The 12,793-nt window shown below is 70.0% G+C and carries 13 protein-coding genes; 7 read left to right on the forward strand and 6 right to left on the reverse strand.

Annotated elements, in window-relative coordinates:
* Positions 1 to 10 precede the first annotated feature (10 nt).
* Genes ABE488_RS08420 through ABE488_RS08435 form a run of 4 tightly spaced genes read right to left on the reverse strand, consistent with a single transcriptional unit; the run spans position 11 to position 3,691 of the window.
* Positions 11 to 1,108, reverse strand: coding sequence for an ABC transporter permease (locus tag ABE488_RS08420; RefSeq protein ID WP_346443443.1), 1,098 nt, complete (start codon positions 1,106 to 1,108; stop codon positions 11 to 13).
* Positions 1,105 to 2,058 carry an ABC transporter ATP-binding protein gene (locus ABE488_RS08425; RefSeq protein ID WP_346446175.1) on the reverse strand — a complete coding sequence of 318 codons (954 nt, stop codon included), beginning with the start codon at positions 2,056 to 2,058 and terminating at the stop codon, positions 1,105 to 1,107. The genes ABE488_RS08420 and ABE488_RS08425 overlap by 4 nt, the downstream gene beginning before the upstream one ends.
* Positions 2,059 to 2,087: 29 nt before the next feature.
* Positions 2,088 to 3,035, reverse strand: a complete 948-nt coding sequence (locus tag ABE488_RS08430) for an HlyD family efflux transporter periplasmic adaptor subunit (RefSeq protein WP_346447823.1) — start codon at positions 3,033 to 3,035, stop codon at positions 2,088 to 2,090.
* A complete protein-coding gene (locus ABE488_RS08435) occupies positions 3,032 to 3,691 on the reverse strand; it encodes a TetR/AcrR family transcriptional regulator (protein ID WP_346447825.1) in 660 nt (219 codons plus the stop codon). The genes ABE488_RS08430 and ABE488_RS08435 overlap by 4 nt, the downstream gene beginning before the upstream one ends.
* A 100-nt stretch (positions 3,692 to 3,791) precedes the next feature.
* Between ABE488_RS08435 and ABE488_RS08440 the strand changes: the two genes are divergently transcribed.
* From ABE488_RS08440 to ybeY, 3 genes are all read left to right on the forward strand, one after another.
* Complete coding sequence (locus ABE488_RS08440; protein ID WP_346447827.1) at positions 3,792 to 4,772, forward strand: PhoH family protein; 981 nt, start codon at positions 3,792 to 3,794, stop codon at positions 4,770 to 4,772.
* Positions 4,773 to 4,856: 84 nt separating this feature from the next.
* Entirely contained in the window at positions 4,857 to 5,360 is a 504-nt protein-coding gene (locus tag ABE488_RS08445; protein WP_346447828.1) for a hypothetical protein, read from the forward strand.
* 40 nt (positions 5,361 to 5,400) lie between these two features.
* Complete coding sequence (gene ybeY / locus ABE488_RS08450) at positions 5,401 to 5,886, forward strand: rRNA maturation RNase YbeY (RefSeq protein ID WP_346447830.1); 486 nt, start codon at positions 5,401 to 5,403, stop codon at positions 5,884 to 5,886.
* Between the two features lie 22 nt (positions 5,887 to 5,908).
* On the opposite strand, the gene ABE488_RS08455 is transcribed toward ybeY, so the two are convergent.
* Positions 5,909 to 6,409, reverse strand: a complete 501-nt coding sequence (locus ABE488_RS08455) for a hypothetical protein (RefSeq protein WP_346443431.1) — start codon at positions 6,407 to 6,409, stop codon at positions 5,909 to 5,911.
* A 214-nt stretch (positions 6,410 to 6,623) separates the two neighbouring features.
* Here ABE488_RS08455 and ABE488_RS08460 point away from each other — a divergent pair, with 214 nt between their 5' ends.
* From ABE488_RS08460 to ABE488_RS08475, 4 genes are all read left to right on the forward strand, one after another.
* On the forward strand, positions 6,624 to 7,490 hold the full coding sequence (locus tag ABE488_RS08460; RefSeq protein WP_346443429.1) for a transporter associated domain-containing protein: 867 nt from the start codon (positions 6,624 to 6,626) through the stop codon (positions 7,488 to 7,490).
* On the forward strand, positions 7,477 to 8,703 hold the full coding sequence (locus ABE488_RS08465) for a DUF4105 domain-containing protein (RefSeq protein ID WP_346447832.1): 1,227 nt from the start codon (positions 7,477 to 7,479) through the stop codon (positions 8,701 to 8,703). Before ABE488_RS08460 ends, ABE488_RS08465 begins: the two co-directional genes overlap by 14 nt.
* Before the next feature lie 166 nt (positions 8,704 to 8,869).
* Positions 8,870 to 10,903 (forward strand): glycoside hydrolase family 97 protein, encoded by a 2,034-nt coding sequence (locus ABE488_RS08470; RefSeq protein ID WP_346447834.1) that lies wholly within the window; start codon positions 8,870 to 8,872, stop codon positions 10,901 to 10,903.
* Between the two features lie 81 nt (positions 10,904 to 10,984).
* Positions 10,985 to 11,980 carry a magnesium and cobalt transport protein CorA gene (locus ABE488_RS08475; protein WP_346447836.1) on the forward strand — a complete coding sequence of 332 codons (996 nt, stop codon included), beginning with the start codon at positions 10,985 to 10,987 and terminating at the stop codon, positions 11,978 to 11,980.
* Between the two features lie 42 nt (positions 11,981 to 12,022).
* Here the strand turns inward: ABE488_RS08475 and ABE488_RS08480 are convergent, their stop codons facing one another.
* Positions 12,023 to 12,658 carry an exopolysaccharide biosynthesis protein gene (locus tag ABE488_RS08480; protein ID WP_346447837.1) on the reverse strand — a complete coding sequence of 212 codons (636 nt, stop codon included), beginning with the start codon at positions 12,656 to 12,658 and terminating at the stop codon, positions 12,023 to 12,025.
* Positions 12,659 to 12,793: the final 135 nt, after the last annotated feature.

Consider the following 12,793-nt stretch of genomic DNA (forward strand, 5'->3'; position numbering starts at 1 on the left):
CGGCGGCGGGTCAGTCGAGGCGCTTGCGGAATCGCGCGATCGCCAGCGCCATCGTGACCGCGGTGAACGCGCACAGCACCAGGATCGACGGCCACAACTCCCAGATGCTCGCACCACGCAGCATGATGCCGCGCACCAGGCGCAGGAACTGGGTCATCGGCAACGCCTCGGCGCCCCACTGCACCACGTCCGGCATGCCGGCGAACGGGAACATGAAGCCCGAGATCAGGATCGACGGCAGGAACACCAGCATCGCCACCTGGATCGCCTGGAACTGGGTGCGCGCATGCGTGGAGATCAGCAGGCCCATCGCCAGGTTGGCGAAGATCAACAGCAGCGAGGCCAGATAGACGTCGAGCAGGCTGCCGCGCAGCGGCACGTCGAAGAACCAGATGCCCAGCACCAGGATCAGCGTGGTCTGGATCAGCCCGATCGCCGCATACGGCAGCACCTTGCCCACCATCAGCTCGCCGCGCGCCAGCGGGGTGGCGATTAGCAGTTCCATGTTGCCGCGCTCGCGCTCGCGCACGATCGCCATCGCGGTGAACATGGTCATGGTCATCGTGAGGATGATGCCGATCAGCCCGGGCACGATGCTCACCGCCGAGCGCCGCTCGGGGTTGTAGAAACTCACGACCTCGATCGGCGGCGCAGCGCGCGTGGCCCGATGGCCGCCAGGGTCTTCGAGCGGCAGCTGTGCGATCTGGTTCGCGGCCGCCTGCACGACGGTGTCGGTGCCGTCGACCATGACCTGCATCGCCGGCCGGCCGTCGAGGATGCGGCGCTCGAAATCCGGCGGGATGGTGATCCCGACGCTGATCTCGCCCCGCCGCAGCATCTCGACCAGTTGCTGCGGGCTGTCGACAACCGCGATGGTGTCGACGACGCCGGTCGCCTGGAGATCCATGACCGCCGCGCGCGAGGTCGCGGTCACCGCCTGGTCGGCGATCGCCGCGTCGAGTCCGCGCGGGTTGTAGTTGATCGCGTAGCCGAACAGCAGCAGGTCGACGACCGGAATCATCACGATCATCACCAGGCTGATCCGGTCCCGGCGGATCTGCCGCAGCTCCTTGATCACCACCGCCCACAGCCGGCGCAGGGCGTTCATGCCGCGTCCTCCGTCCCGTCACGGCGGGTCGCGGCGACGAACACGTCCTCCAGGTTCGGCGTCGCCGGCCCCACCTCGGCCTCGAGCCCGGCGCCACGCAGCGCCTCGGCCAAGCCCCCGTCTCCACCTGCGCGGTCGCGCGCGAGCACGCGCAGGCTGTTGCCGATCTGCGCGACGCTGAGCACGTTGGGCAGACGGGCGAGCACCTGCTGCGCACGCCGCGGCTGCGCGGCGCGCACCTCGACACTGCGACCCGACAGTTCCGCCGCCAGGTCGCCCGGCGCACCGTCGGCGACCAGCACACCGCGGTCGAGAATCGCAATGCGGTGGCAGCGCTCGGCCTCGTCCATGTAATGCGTGGAGACCAGCAGCGTGGTGCCGCTGTCGGCCAGCTCGAAAAGCTTGTCCCAGAAGTCGCGCCGCGACTCGGGATCGACCGCGCTGGTCGGCTCGTCGAGAAACAACAACTCCGGCCGGTGGATCACCGCGCCGGCCAGCGCCAGGCGCTGCTTCTGGCCACCGCTCATCGTGCCGGCGAGTTGGCCCTGGCGGTCGGCGAAATGGTAGAGCTCGACCAGTTCGTCGACCCGGGCGCGCGCCTGCGCACGCGGCAGGCCGTAGACCGCCGCGAGAAACTCCAGGTTCTCGCGCACCGTCAGGTCCTCGAACAGCGAAAATTTCTGGGTCATGTACCCGATGCGCAGGCGCAGCGCGTCGGCCTGGTCGGGAATGCGCAGGCCGAGCACCTCGATGTCGCCCTCGCTCGGGGTCAACAGGCCGCAGAGCATGCGGATCGTGGTCGACTTGCCCGAGCCGTTCGGCCCGAGGAACCCGTAGACGCTGGCGCGCGGCACGGTCAGATCGACATGGTCGACTGCGACCAGCCCGCCGAAGCGCTTGACCAGGCCACGGGCGTGGACCGCGGCATCGCTGGCTGCCGCAGATGGCATTGCGCCCGTCGAAGGTCCATCGCCCATCGTCAGAACTCCACCCACAGCGGCAGGCCCGCCGGGAGGTCGTCGGCGTCTTCGAGCTCGACCTCGGCCAGATAGCTCAGGCGTGCGGCGTCCTTGCCGCTGAGCGCGTAGTAAGGCGTGAACGTCGGCTCGCTGCGCACCATGCGCACGCGCCCGGCGTAGACGCGCTCCCCTGCCGCACCGACGCGCACGGTGGCGCGATCGCCGACTTGCACACCGGGCCGCAGCGGCTCGGGCACGTAGACCCGCGCATAGGGCTGCGCACCGACCAGCAGCACCGCCAGCGGTGCGCCGACCGGGGCCTCGTCGCCGAGCCGGTACGGCAGGCTGTCCACCCGCCCCGCGCGTGGCGCGACGACATCCAACCGCCCGGTGCTGACCGACTGCGTCCGTGCCTGGGCCTGCGCGGCCTCGAGCGCGGCCTGGGCCTGCGCGATCTGCTCGGGGCGGGCGCCGTTCTGCAGCTCGGCCAACGCGGCCTGGGCGCCGGCGACCTGCGCCTGGGCGTTACCGGCCGCCGCGCGCGCGCGATCCACATCGGCGGCCGAGACCAGTTGCCGGCCGCCCAGCGGCTGCAACCGTTCGTAGTAGGCGCGCGCGTCGCGCGCCTGCGCCTGGGCAGCGGCGAGATTGGCCCGCGCCTGGTCGATGTCCTCGCGACGGGCGCCGTTGCGCAGTTCGTCCAGCGCCTCGCGCTGGCGTGCGACCTCGGCCTGGGCAGCCGCGAGCTGGGCATCGCCACGGGTCCGCTCCAGCGTCAGGATGCGCTCGCCGGCCTCCACGCGCTGGCCCTCGCGTACCGCGATCTCGGCGATGCGCTCGGCGGCCGGGGCCGGCAGCGTGATGCGGTCGTACTCCAGAGTGCCGAGCGCATGCGGCGGCTCCCGGCGGCAGCCGGCGACCAGCAGGACCACGAAGATGAGAATCGGGATCGGGGCGAGACGGGTCATGCGGGCAGCTCCAGGCCGCGATCGAGCAAGGCGAGCGCGTGCCGTCGGATGTCGTCGATCCCCAGCTCGTCGCTGGCGAACAATTGCCGCCAGATCGGCGTGCCGGCGGCGGGAAACAGCGTCAGCCCGACCAGCGAGACCATCAGCAGCCGCGGATCGAGCGCAGGATTGAGCCGGCCGGCCTGCTGCTCCTGGGCGAAGCGCGCGGCCATGAACGCGCTGATCTCCGGTGCCAGCCGAGTAACCAGCAGGTCGCGCAGGTCGCCGCCCTCGCTGACCACTTCGCGGATCCACAGCGCCGGCATCCACGGGTGCCGCGCGACCAGTGCGCACAGCAGCTCGACGAACGCGACCAGCACCGTGCGCAACGACGCGTCCGCCATGCCCAGCAGGGTGCCGCGGACTTCGTCGAACACCGGCATCAGCCGTTCGGCGATCACCGCATCGCGCAGGCCGGCGGCATCGCGAAAGTAGTAATGCAGCAGCGCCGGCGTCACCCCCGCCTCGGTGGCGATGTCGCGCAGCGAAGTCGCCGCGATGCCGCGGCGCACGTAGCAGGCGAGCGCGGCGTCGAGCGCGCTGCCGCGCCGGTCGGTGTCGCCGGCGGGCGGACGCCCTGGCGTCCGGGCGGGATCGGAGGAGCGGGATCTGGCCATGCCGGCGATATTAATTGACTAATCAATTAATGCTCGAATGCGCGCTGAATCCCGCGCTGCGACGGCACCCGGCATGGCGATGCGCTACCCTGCGCGCCCTATGCAGACCAGCCCCCAGACCGACTTCGTCCTCGAACCGGACGACACCGAGCGCCTCGCCAACCTTGCCGGCCCGTTCGACGGCCACTTGCGCCAGATCGAATTGCGCCTGGGCGTGGAGATCGCCAACCGCGGCCACGTGTTCCGGATCACCGGCCGCGACCGCGATGTGGTCGCACGCGCCGAAGCTTTTGTGCGCGCGCTCTATGACGAGACCGAGACCGAGACGCTCGACAGCCAGGCCGTGGCGATGCGGCTGTCGGACGCCAACGTGGCGCGCGACGAGGACGTCGTGCCGCAGGAGGTGGCCGTCCGGGTCAAGCGCGGCACGGTCCGCGGGCGCGGCGCCAACCAGGCTCGCTACCTGCACCGCATCGCCACCCACGACATCAACTTCGGGATCGGCCCGGCAGGCACCGGCAAGACCTTCCTCGCGGTGGCGATGGCGGTCGAGGCGCTCAACGAATCCAAGGTCCAGCGGCTGGTGCTGGTGCGCCCGGCGGTCGAGGCCGGCGAGAAGCTGGGCTTTCTGCCCGGCGACCTGAGCCAGAAGGTCGATCCGTACCTGCGCCCGCTCTACGACGCGCTGTACGAGATGCTCGGCGTGGAGAAGGTCGCCAAGCTGCTGGAACGCAACGTCATCGAGATCGCGCCGCTGGCCTACATGCGCGGGCGCACGCTCAACGATGCGTTCGTGATCCTCGACGAGGCGCAGAACACCACGATCGAGCAGATGAAGATGTTCCTGACCCGCCTGGGCTTCGGCTCGACGGCCGTGGTCACCGGCGATCTGACCCAGATCGATCTGCCCAAGCACGTGAAGTCCGGCTTGCGCGACGCGCTGGACGTGCTGCGCGAGGTCGAGGGGGTGAGCTTCACGTTCTTCGAGGCGCGCGACGTCGTGCGCCACCCGCTGGTTGCGCGCATCGTCGGCGCCTATGAGCGTCGCGATGCCAGTGACGCGGCGACCGGACCGGCCTGAGCCATGCCCCTGCGGCGCGCCTGTGCACTCGTCTTGGCATCCGCGCTGCCCTGGGCCGGCGCAGCGCAACCGCACGTCACCGACATGCACCCCGAAAGGCGGATCGCCACGGCCAGCCGCATCACCCCCCCTTGCCTGTCGATCGAAATCGAGACGGCCCGGGTGAGCCTGCCGCTGGCGGCGCTCGAACATGCGGTCGCGGCGCGACCGCAGCTCCCGCAGGACGAAAGCGATCGCGTGGCCGACCTCGAGGCCCCACTGTGGCGCGACGAGTCCGAACGCCTCGCACTGATCCGAGGCAATCGCGCGGCCGAGCTTCTGGCCTCGTCCCGGCTGCCAGGATACGACCGCTACGGCTGCCTGCGCGTGGCGCTGGACGACGTACCGGGCGATGCGCGCTACTTGATCAGTGCGATGCTCGAGAGCGGCGACGCCGCGGTGTGGCATTCCGGCGAGGCTAGCCTGCGCGATGCGGTCTTGGTCACACGCACCGATTACTGTCCGGAACGGGGCCCCATGGGGGCCGTGCTCTATCGGCTGGACGAGGGCGAACGCCCGTTCCTGATGCTGGTCGAATGGATCGCCTGACCGCCCGCCCCTCGATTTTCCTGCCTGCACGAGACCTGCCATGACCAAGGCCGCGCCCCATCTCGACATCGCCGTCGGCTATGCGCTGCCGCGCAAGGGCATCCCCTCGGCCGCCAGCTTCCGCCGCTGGGCGAGCGCCGCCCTCGACGGCAGGATCCGCGAAGCGGACCTGGCCATTCGCGTGGTCGACGCGGACGAGGGCCGTGCGCTCAACCGCCACTACCGCGGCAAGGACTACGCGACCAACGTGCTGAGTTTCCCGGCCGAGCTTCCCGAGGGGTTGCCCGAAGGCGTGCGTTTGCCGCTGCTGGGCGATCTGGTGATCTGCGCGCCGGTGGTGGCGCGCGAGGCCGACGAACAGCGCAAGCGCCCCAACGACCACTACGCCCACCTGACCGTGCACGGCGTGCTGCATCTGCTGGGCTGGGACCACGAGAACGACAAGGACGCCGAGGCGATGGAACAGCTCGAGCGCGAGGTCCTCGCCTCGCTCGGCATCGACGACCCCTACCGGCTGCCCGGCTGAGCAGCCGGCCCGTGCGCGGCGCTCAGAGGCAGTCGACCAGCCCGTCGAAGATCGAGTGCCCGCCCGGGAGCACGGCGTGCAGCGCGTCCCCAGCGGCCACCGCGTCGAGCATCGCCGGCAGCGTGGCGCCGGCCGCCAGCGGGGTGTGGCAGTGCCAGGCCTTCGGCTGCACGACGATCCGGCCCGTGCGCGCCACCAGAAACTCGTCGCTGGCCGCGAAGCTCCACACGCACATGCCGATCCGCCCGTCGTCCCGGCGCACCGAGCATTCGAAGCGCAGTGGCTGAATGTTGGTGTATTCGCCCTCGCAGAAGGTGTCGCCGCAGACCTGGTCGAACTGCCGCGGCAATTGGTAGGTCATCGCGTACCAGGCTTCGACCAGCGCGTCGTCGCCGCGGGCGTAGGTCGCGGCGTCGATATACGGCCCGTCCAGGCGCGCCTGGGCGCTGGCCAAGCCAGGCAGGACGAGCACGGCGGCCAGCGCAAGGGCGGCCAGGCGGGCGGGACGGATTGCAGCAGGCATGTCGGTGCTCCTGAATGGATGTGTGGCCAGCATCGCAGCCAGCCGCGTACCGCCGCGATCGGGCATCGTCGCGGCGCGGCGTCGGACATCGCCGCACCCGGCGCCGGAGTTCCGGCCGTGACGGCCGCCTGGACATCGGCGGCGGCGGACGCGCTAGACTTTCGCCGCACGCCCCACCATCGCCCCTCCCCCCTGGGGCGCCCATACCAACGCAATGTCAGAAGACGACAGTAGTCAAACCGCCACCGAGCCTCACGAAAAACGCCGCAGCTGGCTGGACCGGATCAGTTCGGCGATCTCCGGCGAGCCCACCAACCGCGAGGACCTGGTGGAGTTGCTGCGGGACACGCATGCCGACGGCCTGATCGACGCCGACACGCTGCGCATGTTCGAAGGCGCGCTGAGCATCTCCAGCAAGACGGTCGGCGATGTCATGGTGCCGCGTGCGCAGATGGTCGCGCTGCCGGCCGACGCCAAGTTTCTGGACCTGATGAAGCAGGTGGTCGAATCGGGCCATTCGCGCTTTCCGGTGCACGGTGACGACAAGGACGAGGTGCTCGGCATCCTGCTCGCCAAGGACCTGCTGCGCGGCGTGGTCGCCGACAACGGCCCCGGTTCGATCCACGAGCTGCTGCGCCCGGCGGTGCTGATCCCCGAGTCCAAGAAACTCAATGTGCTGCTGCGCGAGTTCCGGCTCTCGCGCAATCACATGGCGATCGTCATCGACGAGTACGGCGGTGTCGCCGGGCTGGTGACGATCGAGGACGTGCTCGAAGAGATCGTCGGCGAGATCGACGACGAACACGACGACGCCGAGGACCCGAATGCGCTGATCGCCGCCCAGGCCGATGGCCAGTTCGCGGTCAGCGCACTGACCCCGATCGCCGACTTCAACGAGCGCTTCGGCGCCGACTTCGACGACGACGAGTACGACACCATCGGCGGGGTGATCATCGGCGCGATCGGCCACCTGCCCGAGGTCGGCGAGGAGCTGGCACTGGGCCGGTTCGCCTTCCGCGTCACCGATGCCGACTCGCGCCGGCTGCATGCGCTGCACGTCAGCGTGCATGCCCAGGACTGAGGCGCCGCACACGTCCGTCGCACGCGCGTGGCGACGGGCGTTCGCGCTGCTGCTCGCGCTGATCGCCTGGCCGGCATTGGCCCAGGTCGGGAGCGACGCCCCGCGGGTCGGTGTGGCGACGATGCAACCGGGCGAAGTGTTCTTCGAACGCTTCGGCCACAACGCGATCGTGATCGACGACCCGGCCGCCCCCGGCCCGGTGTCCTACAACTTCGGTTTCTTCGACCCGTCGGAGCCCGACTTCGTCGCGCGCTTCGTGCGTGGCGACATGCGCTATCAGCTCGCCGCGCTGCCGCTGGCCGACGACCTGGCCTACTACCGAGATGTCGGGCGCGGGGTGTCGATCCAGTGGCTGGACCTCGATCCGGCCCAGGCCCGGCATCTGGCGACAGCTCTGGCCTGGAATGCGCGTCCCGAGAACGCGCATTACCGCTACGACTACTTCACCGACAACTGCTCGACGCGCGTGCGCGACGCGCTCGACGACGCCTTGGGCGGATTGCTGCACCGGCAACTGCAGGGGCGTTCGCGGGGCAACACCTTCCGCGGCGATGCGGTCCGACTGGCCTCGCCGGCACCATGGATGTGGCTGGGCTTCGATATCGGCCTGGGCCCGGCCGCCGACCGGCCGAACGCGTTGTGGCAGGACATGTTCGTGCCGATGCGGCTGGCCGAAGCGCTGCGCGGCATCCGCCATGCCGACGGCCGGCCGCTGGTCGCCGAGGAAGTCGAGGTGCTGCCGCACCGCCAGCCAGCCGAACCGCCCGAGCGCGCGCGCCAATGGTGGCCGTGGCTGCTGGCGGGCCTGCTGCTGGGCGCCGCTGCCTTCGGGCTGGGGCGGCGCGCACCGCGCGCGCTGGCCGCAAGCGCGCTCGGGTTCTGGATGCTCTGCGCGTTGCTGGGCGCGGTGATGCTGTTCCTGTGGCTCGGCACCGAGCACGTGTTCGGCTGGCGCAACCACAACCTGCTGCTGTTCAACCCGCTGTGCCTGCTGTTGCTGCCGGGCGGCTGGCGGCTCGCGCGCGGCCGCGCGCCTGGGCGTCTGTTCGCGGTGGTGCTGCCGATGGTCGCCGCGCTCGGCATCGTCGCCTTGTTCCTGCACTGGCTACCGGTGCTGCCGCAGCGCAACGCGGCCTGGCTGTCGCTGGTGCTGCCGGTGCATGTCGCCCTGCTTGCGGCGCTGCGCGCCAAGCAGCCGCCCGCCCTCCCCTAGGCCCGCCCGCACCCGCGACCGGACGGCTGCGGCTCGCAGCCCTGTTCGCTACCGCATCCCGGATGCCGCGCCCGCTGCGCCGCATACGTATGCAGCCACGGCGCCTGGGACCTGCGTGACAGAATCGGGACGACCGCACGCGAATGCGCTTGGGAGGGCGCTGCACATGTCGAACCGGTTCACGCTCTGTCTCGCCCTGCTGCTGCCGCTGTCGGCGTTTGCGAATCCTTCGTCCGGATCGGCCGCCCGCGTCACCTCGCCCGACGCGACGATCGCCGTCGAAGTCACGACCGACAACGAAGGCCGCGCCAGCTACCGCATCAGTCGGGCCGGTCGACCGGTGATCGCTGATTCGCGCCTGGGCATGCTGTTCGCCGACGCGCCGAAGTTCGAACGCAATCTCGCCATCGTCGACCAGCGCACGCGCAGCCATGACGAGGCCTGGGAGTTGCCGTGGGGCGAGCGCCGGCACATGCGCGACCACCACAACGAACTGCGCGTCACCTTCGCCGAGACCAGCGGCGCCAAGCGCCGTTTCGACGTGGTGTTCCGCGTGTTCGACGATGGCGTCGGTTTCCGCTACGACTTTCCCGACCAGCCAGGGCTGCGCCGCCTGGCGATCAGCGAAGAGCTGACCGAATTCGTCGTCGCCGATGCGGCGACGGCCTGGTGGATCCCGGCCTTCGAGTGGAACCGCGAGGAGTACCTCTACCACCGCACCCCGATCGAGCAGGTCGGCGACGCGCAGACGCCGATCACGCTGCGCACCGATGCCGGCCTGCATCTGTCGATCCACGAGGCGGCGCTGGTCGACTACTCGGGCATGAACCTGACCCGCGTCGACGGCCGCAAGCTCAAAGCTGCACTGACGCCGGGCATCGGCGAGGCCAAGGTCGAAGTCGCCGCGCCGTTCGCAACGCCGTGGCGCACCATCCAGATCGCCGATCGCGCCGGTGGCCTGGTCGAGTCGGGACTGATCCTCAACCTCAACGCGCCCAACGCACTCGGCGACGTCTCCTGGATCCAGCCGATGAAGTACGTCGGCATCTGGTGGGAGATGCACCTCGACCGCAAGACCTGGGCCTCGGGCCCCAAGCACGGCGCGACCACCGCCCACGCCAAGCGCCACATCGACTTCGCCGCCGCCAACGGCCTGGGCGGCGTGCTGGTCGAAGGCTGGAACGTCGGTTGGGATGGCGAGTGGTTCGGCAACGGCGAGACCTTCAGCTTCACCCGCGCCTACCCCGACTTCGACCTCGAAGAAGTCACCCGCTATGCGCGCGAAAAGGGCGTGATGCTGATCGGCCATCACGAGACCTCGGGCAATGCCGCGCATTACGAACAGCAGCTCGACGACGCGTTCGACCTGTACGCGCGCCTGGGCGTGCACGCGGTCAAGACCGGCTATGTCGCCGACGCAGGACAGGCCAAGGTGCGCGATGCCCAGGGCCGGCTCCGCTACGCCTGGCACGAGGGCCAGGCGATGGTGCGCCACCACCAGCGGGTGGTCGATGCTGCCGCCAAGCGCCATATCGCGGTCAATCCCCACGAGCCGGTCAAGGACACCGGACTGCGCCGCACGTATCCCAACCTGATCACGCGCGAGGGCGCGCGCGGGATGGAGTTCAACGCCTGGGGCAATCCCGGCAACCCGCCCGCACACGAGGCCACGCTGGTGTTTACGCGACTGCTGGCCGGGCCGATGGACTTCACGCCCGGCGTGTTCGGCATGGACGCCAAGTCCGGCGAGCCGATGGCCAGCACGCTGGCCAAGCAACTGGCGCTGTACGTGGTGATCTACAGCCCGCTGCAGATGGCGGCCGACCTGCTCGAGCATTACGAGGCGCGTCCCGAGGCCTTCCAGTTCATCCGCGACGTGCCGGTCGACTGGGAGGACACCCGCGCGGTCGCCGGCGAGGTCGGCGAGTATGCGGTGATCGCGCGTCGCGCCCGCGATGGCGACGACTGGTACCTGGGTGCGGTCACCGACGACGCCGCGCGCACCATCGAAGTCCCGCTGGACTTCCTGGCCGCCGGCCGACGCTACACCGCGCAGATCTACCGCGACGGCGACAACGCCGGCTGGCGCGACGACCCCCACGACCTGGTGATCGAAACGCGCAGTGTCGATGCCGGCGACACCCTGTCGGTCCGACTGGCCCCTGCCGGCGGCCTGGCCGTCCGCCTCGTCGCCCTCTAAACAAAACCGGGGTCAGAGTGCAATGTCTCGCCACGCGGCGGGAAATTGCACTCTGACCCCGGTTTCGCGGAGGATGCGTCGATGAGCGATTCTCCTGCGACCAATCCGCCGAGCGTGGTGAACTGCGCGGTCTACGGCCCCGGCGGCAAGCGCGACGTCGCGTTGGCCGATGTTGGGGAGGCGCTGGTTGACGACCCGTCGTGCTTTGCCTGGATTGGTCTCTACGAACCCGACCAGAGCGTGCTGGCGCAGTTGCAGGCCGAGTTCGACCTGCACGACCTGGCGATCGAGGATGCCGGCAAGGCGCACCAACGCCCGAAGATCGAGGCCTACGGCGATTCGCTGTTCATCGTCGCCAACACCGCGCAGGCGGTCGACGAGCGCATCGCCTACGGCGAGACCCACCTGTTCCTCGGCGCCCGCTACCTGGTGACCGTGCGCCACGGCGCCTCGTTGTCGTATGCGCCGGCCCGCCGTCGCCTGGAGCGCGAACCGGCGCTGCTGGCGATGGGGCCGTCGTCGGCGCTGTACGCGGTGCTCGATGCGATCGTCGACAACTACTTGCCGGTGGTCGAGGAGTTCCGCACCACGCTCGACGCGCTCGAGCGCCACATCGTCAGCGCGCAGTTCCATCGCCGCATCCTGATCCGCCTCTACGAGCTCAAGCGCGAGCTGACCTGGATGCGGGTCGCGGCCACGCCGCTGCAGGACGTGCTCTCGCAACTGATGCGCAACACCGGGCCGCTGGTCCCCGCCGACATGAAGCCCTACATCCGCGACGTGCTCGACCACTCCGCCCGCATCAACGAAACCGTCGACGCCTTGCGCGACATGCTCGGCACTGCGCTGGCGGTGAACCAGGCGCTCGTCACGCTGACCCAGGGCGAGATCGTCAAAAAGCTCGGCGCCTGGGCCGCGCTGCTCGCCGCACCGACGCTGATCACCAGCTGGTACGGCATGAATTTCCACAACATGCCCGAGCTCGACGAGCGCTACGCCTACCCGCTGTTGATCGGCGGCACGGCCGTGGTCATGGGCCTGCTCTACCGGATGTTCAAACGGGCGGGCTGGCTGTAGCGCCGACGCTTGGGCAGCGCCAAAGGCCGCCCGCGGCCGGCGCTACGCCGGCCACAAGCGCGTGAGCGCCTCTCGGATCGCCAGCCCGCCGCCGCCGATCAGCACCGCGAAGTAGACGATCGTCAGCACATTGGCCAGGTGGCCCAGCAGCACCATCATGCCGTCGCGCTGCAGCAGGCCGATCGCCAGGCACATCAGCGCCACGCCGGGCACGGTGTTGCTGAAGGGGATGAAGCCGAACGGGGCCATCAGCAGCACCGCGCCCAGGATCAGCGCCGCGTCGTTGAACAGCCCGATGCCGCGGCCGTGGGTCAGGCCGGCCAGACGGCCGGGCCGGGTGATGCGCTCCAGCCGGCGCACCCACCGCAATCCGGCGTCGAGCGCGCCGCGCATGCGCCCGGCCGGCACCGAGCGGCGACGCACCGCGGCCGGCAGCCACAAGGGCCGCCCCATCATCCGGGCCACGCCGACCAGGACGATGACCGCGCCGAACACTGTGCTGACGCCCGGAATCGAGACCGGGATCAGGAAGACCAGGGTCAGCAGGATCACCAGCAGCAGCATGCCCTGCGCGCCAAGTTCGTCGACCAGGGGGCCGACCTGTACATCGCCGTCGGGCAGCCCCGCGATCAGCGACTGCAACTGCTCGCGCAGCGACGCCTCCATCGGTGCGTTCATCGTCGGGCGACCGGTCGGCGCCCCTGGGGCGTGCGCGGGGCGGGCGGCAGAATCGGGGGCACTGGGGAGGTCCGGCTCGGAAGGCGCGTCATCCTAGCAGGCGCTTCGCCCGGCCCCATTCACCCTTCGGGCGCG

Origin of the sequence: Luteimonas sp. TWI662 (assembly GCF_039673825.1) — a bacterium.
GTDB lineage: Bacteria > Pseudomonadota > Gammaproteobacteria > Xanthomonadales > Xanthomonadaceae > Luteimonas.

Bases quoted from the DNA above. Each gene is read 5' to 3' on its own strand.
- ABE488_RS08420 (WP_346443443.1), bottom strand. From the start codon at position 1,108: ATGAACGCCCTGCGCCGGCTGTGGGCGGTGGTGATCAAGGAGCTGCGG.
- ABE488_RS08425 (WP_346446175.1), bottom strand. From the start codon at position 2,058: ATGCCATCTGCGGCAGCCAGCGATGCCGCGGTCCACGCCCGTGGCCTG.
- ABE488_RS08430 (WP_346447823.1), bottom strand. From the start codon at position 3,035: ATGACCCGTCTCGCCCCGATCCCGATTCTCATCTTCGTGGTCCTGCTG.
- ABE488_RS08435 (WP_346447825.1), bottom strand. From the start codon at position 3,691: ATGGCCAGATCCCGCTCCTCCGATCCCGCCCGGACGCCAGGGCGTCCG.
- ABE488_RS08440 (WP_346447827.1), top strand. From the start codon at position 3,792: ATGCAGACCAGCCCCCAGACCGACTTCGTCCTCGAACCGGACGACACC.
- ABE488_RS08445 (WP_346447828.1), top strand. From the start codon at position 4,857: ATGCACCCCGAAAGGCGGATCGCCACGGCCAGCCGCATCACCCCCCCT.
- ybeY (WP_346447830.1), top strand. From the start codon at position 5,401: ATGACCAAGGCCGCGCCCCATCTCGACATCGCCGTCGGCTATGCGCTG.
- ABE488_RS08455 (WP_346443431.1), bottom strand. From the start codon at position 6,409: ATGCCTGCTGCAATCCGTCCCGCCCGCCTGGCCGCCCTTGCGCTGGCC.
- ABE488_RS08460 (WP_346443429.1), top strand. From the start codon at position 6,624: ATGTCAGAAGACGACAGTAGTCAAACCGCCACCGAGCCTCACGAAAAA.
- ABE488_RS08465 (WP_346447832.1), top strand. From the start codon at position 7,477: ATGCCCAGGACTGAGGCGCCGCACACGTCCGTCGCACGCGCGTGGCGA.
- ABE488_RS08470 (WP_346447834.1), top strand. From the start codon at position 8,870: ATGTCGAACCGGTTCACGCTCTGTCTCGCCCTGCTGCTGCCGCTGTCG.
- ABE488_RS08475 (WP_346447836.1), top strand. From the start codon at position 10,985: ATGAGCGATTCTCCTGCGACCAATCCGCCGAGCGTGGTGAACTGCGCG.
- ABE488_RS08480 (WP_346447837.1), bottom strand. From the start codon at position 12,658: ATGAACGCACCGATGGAGGCGTCGCTGCGCGAGCAGTTGCAGTCGCTG.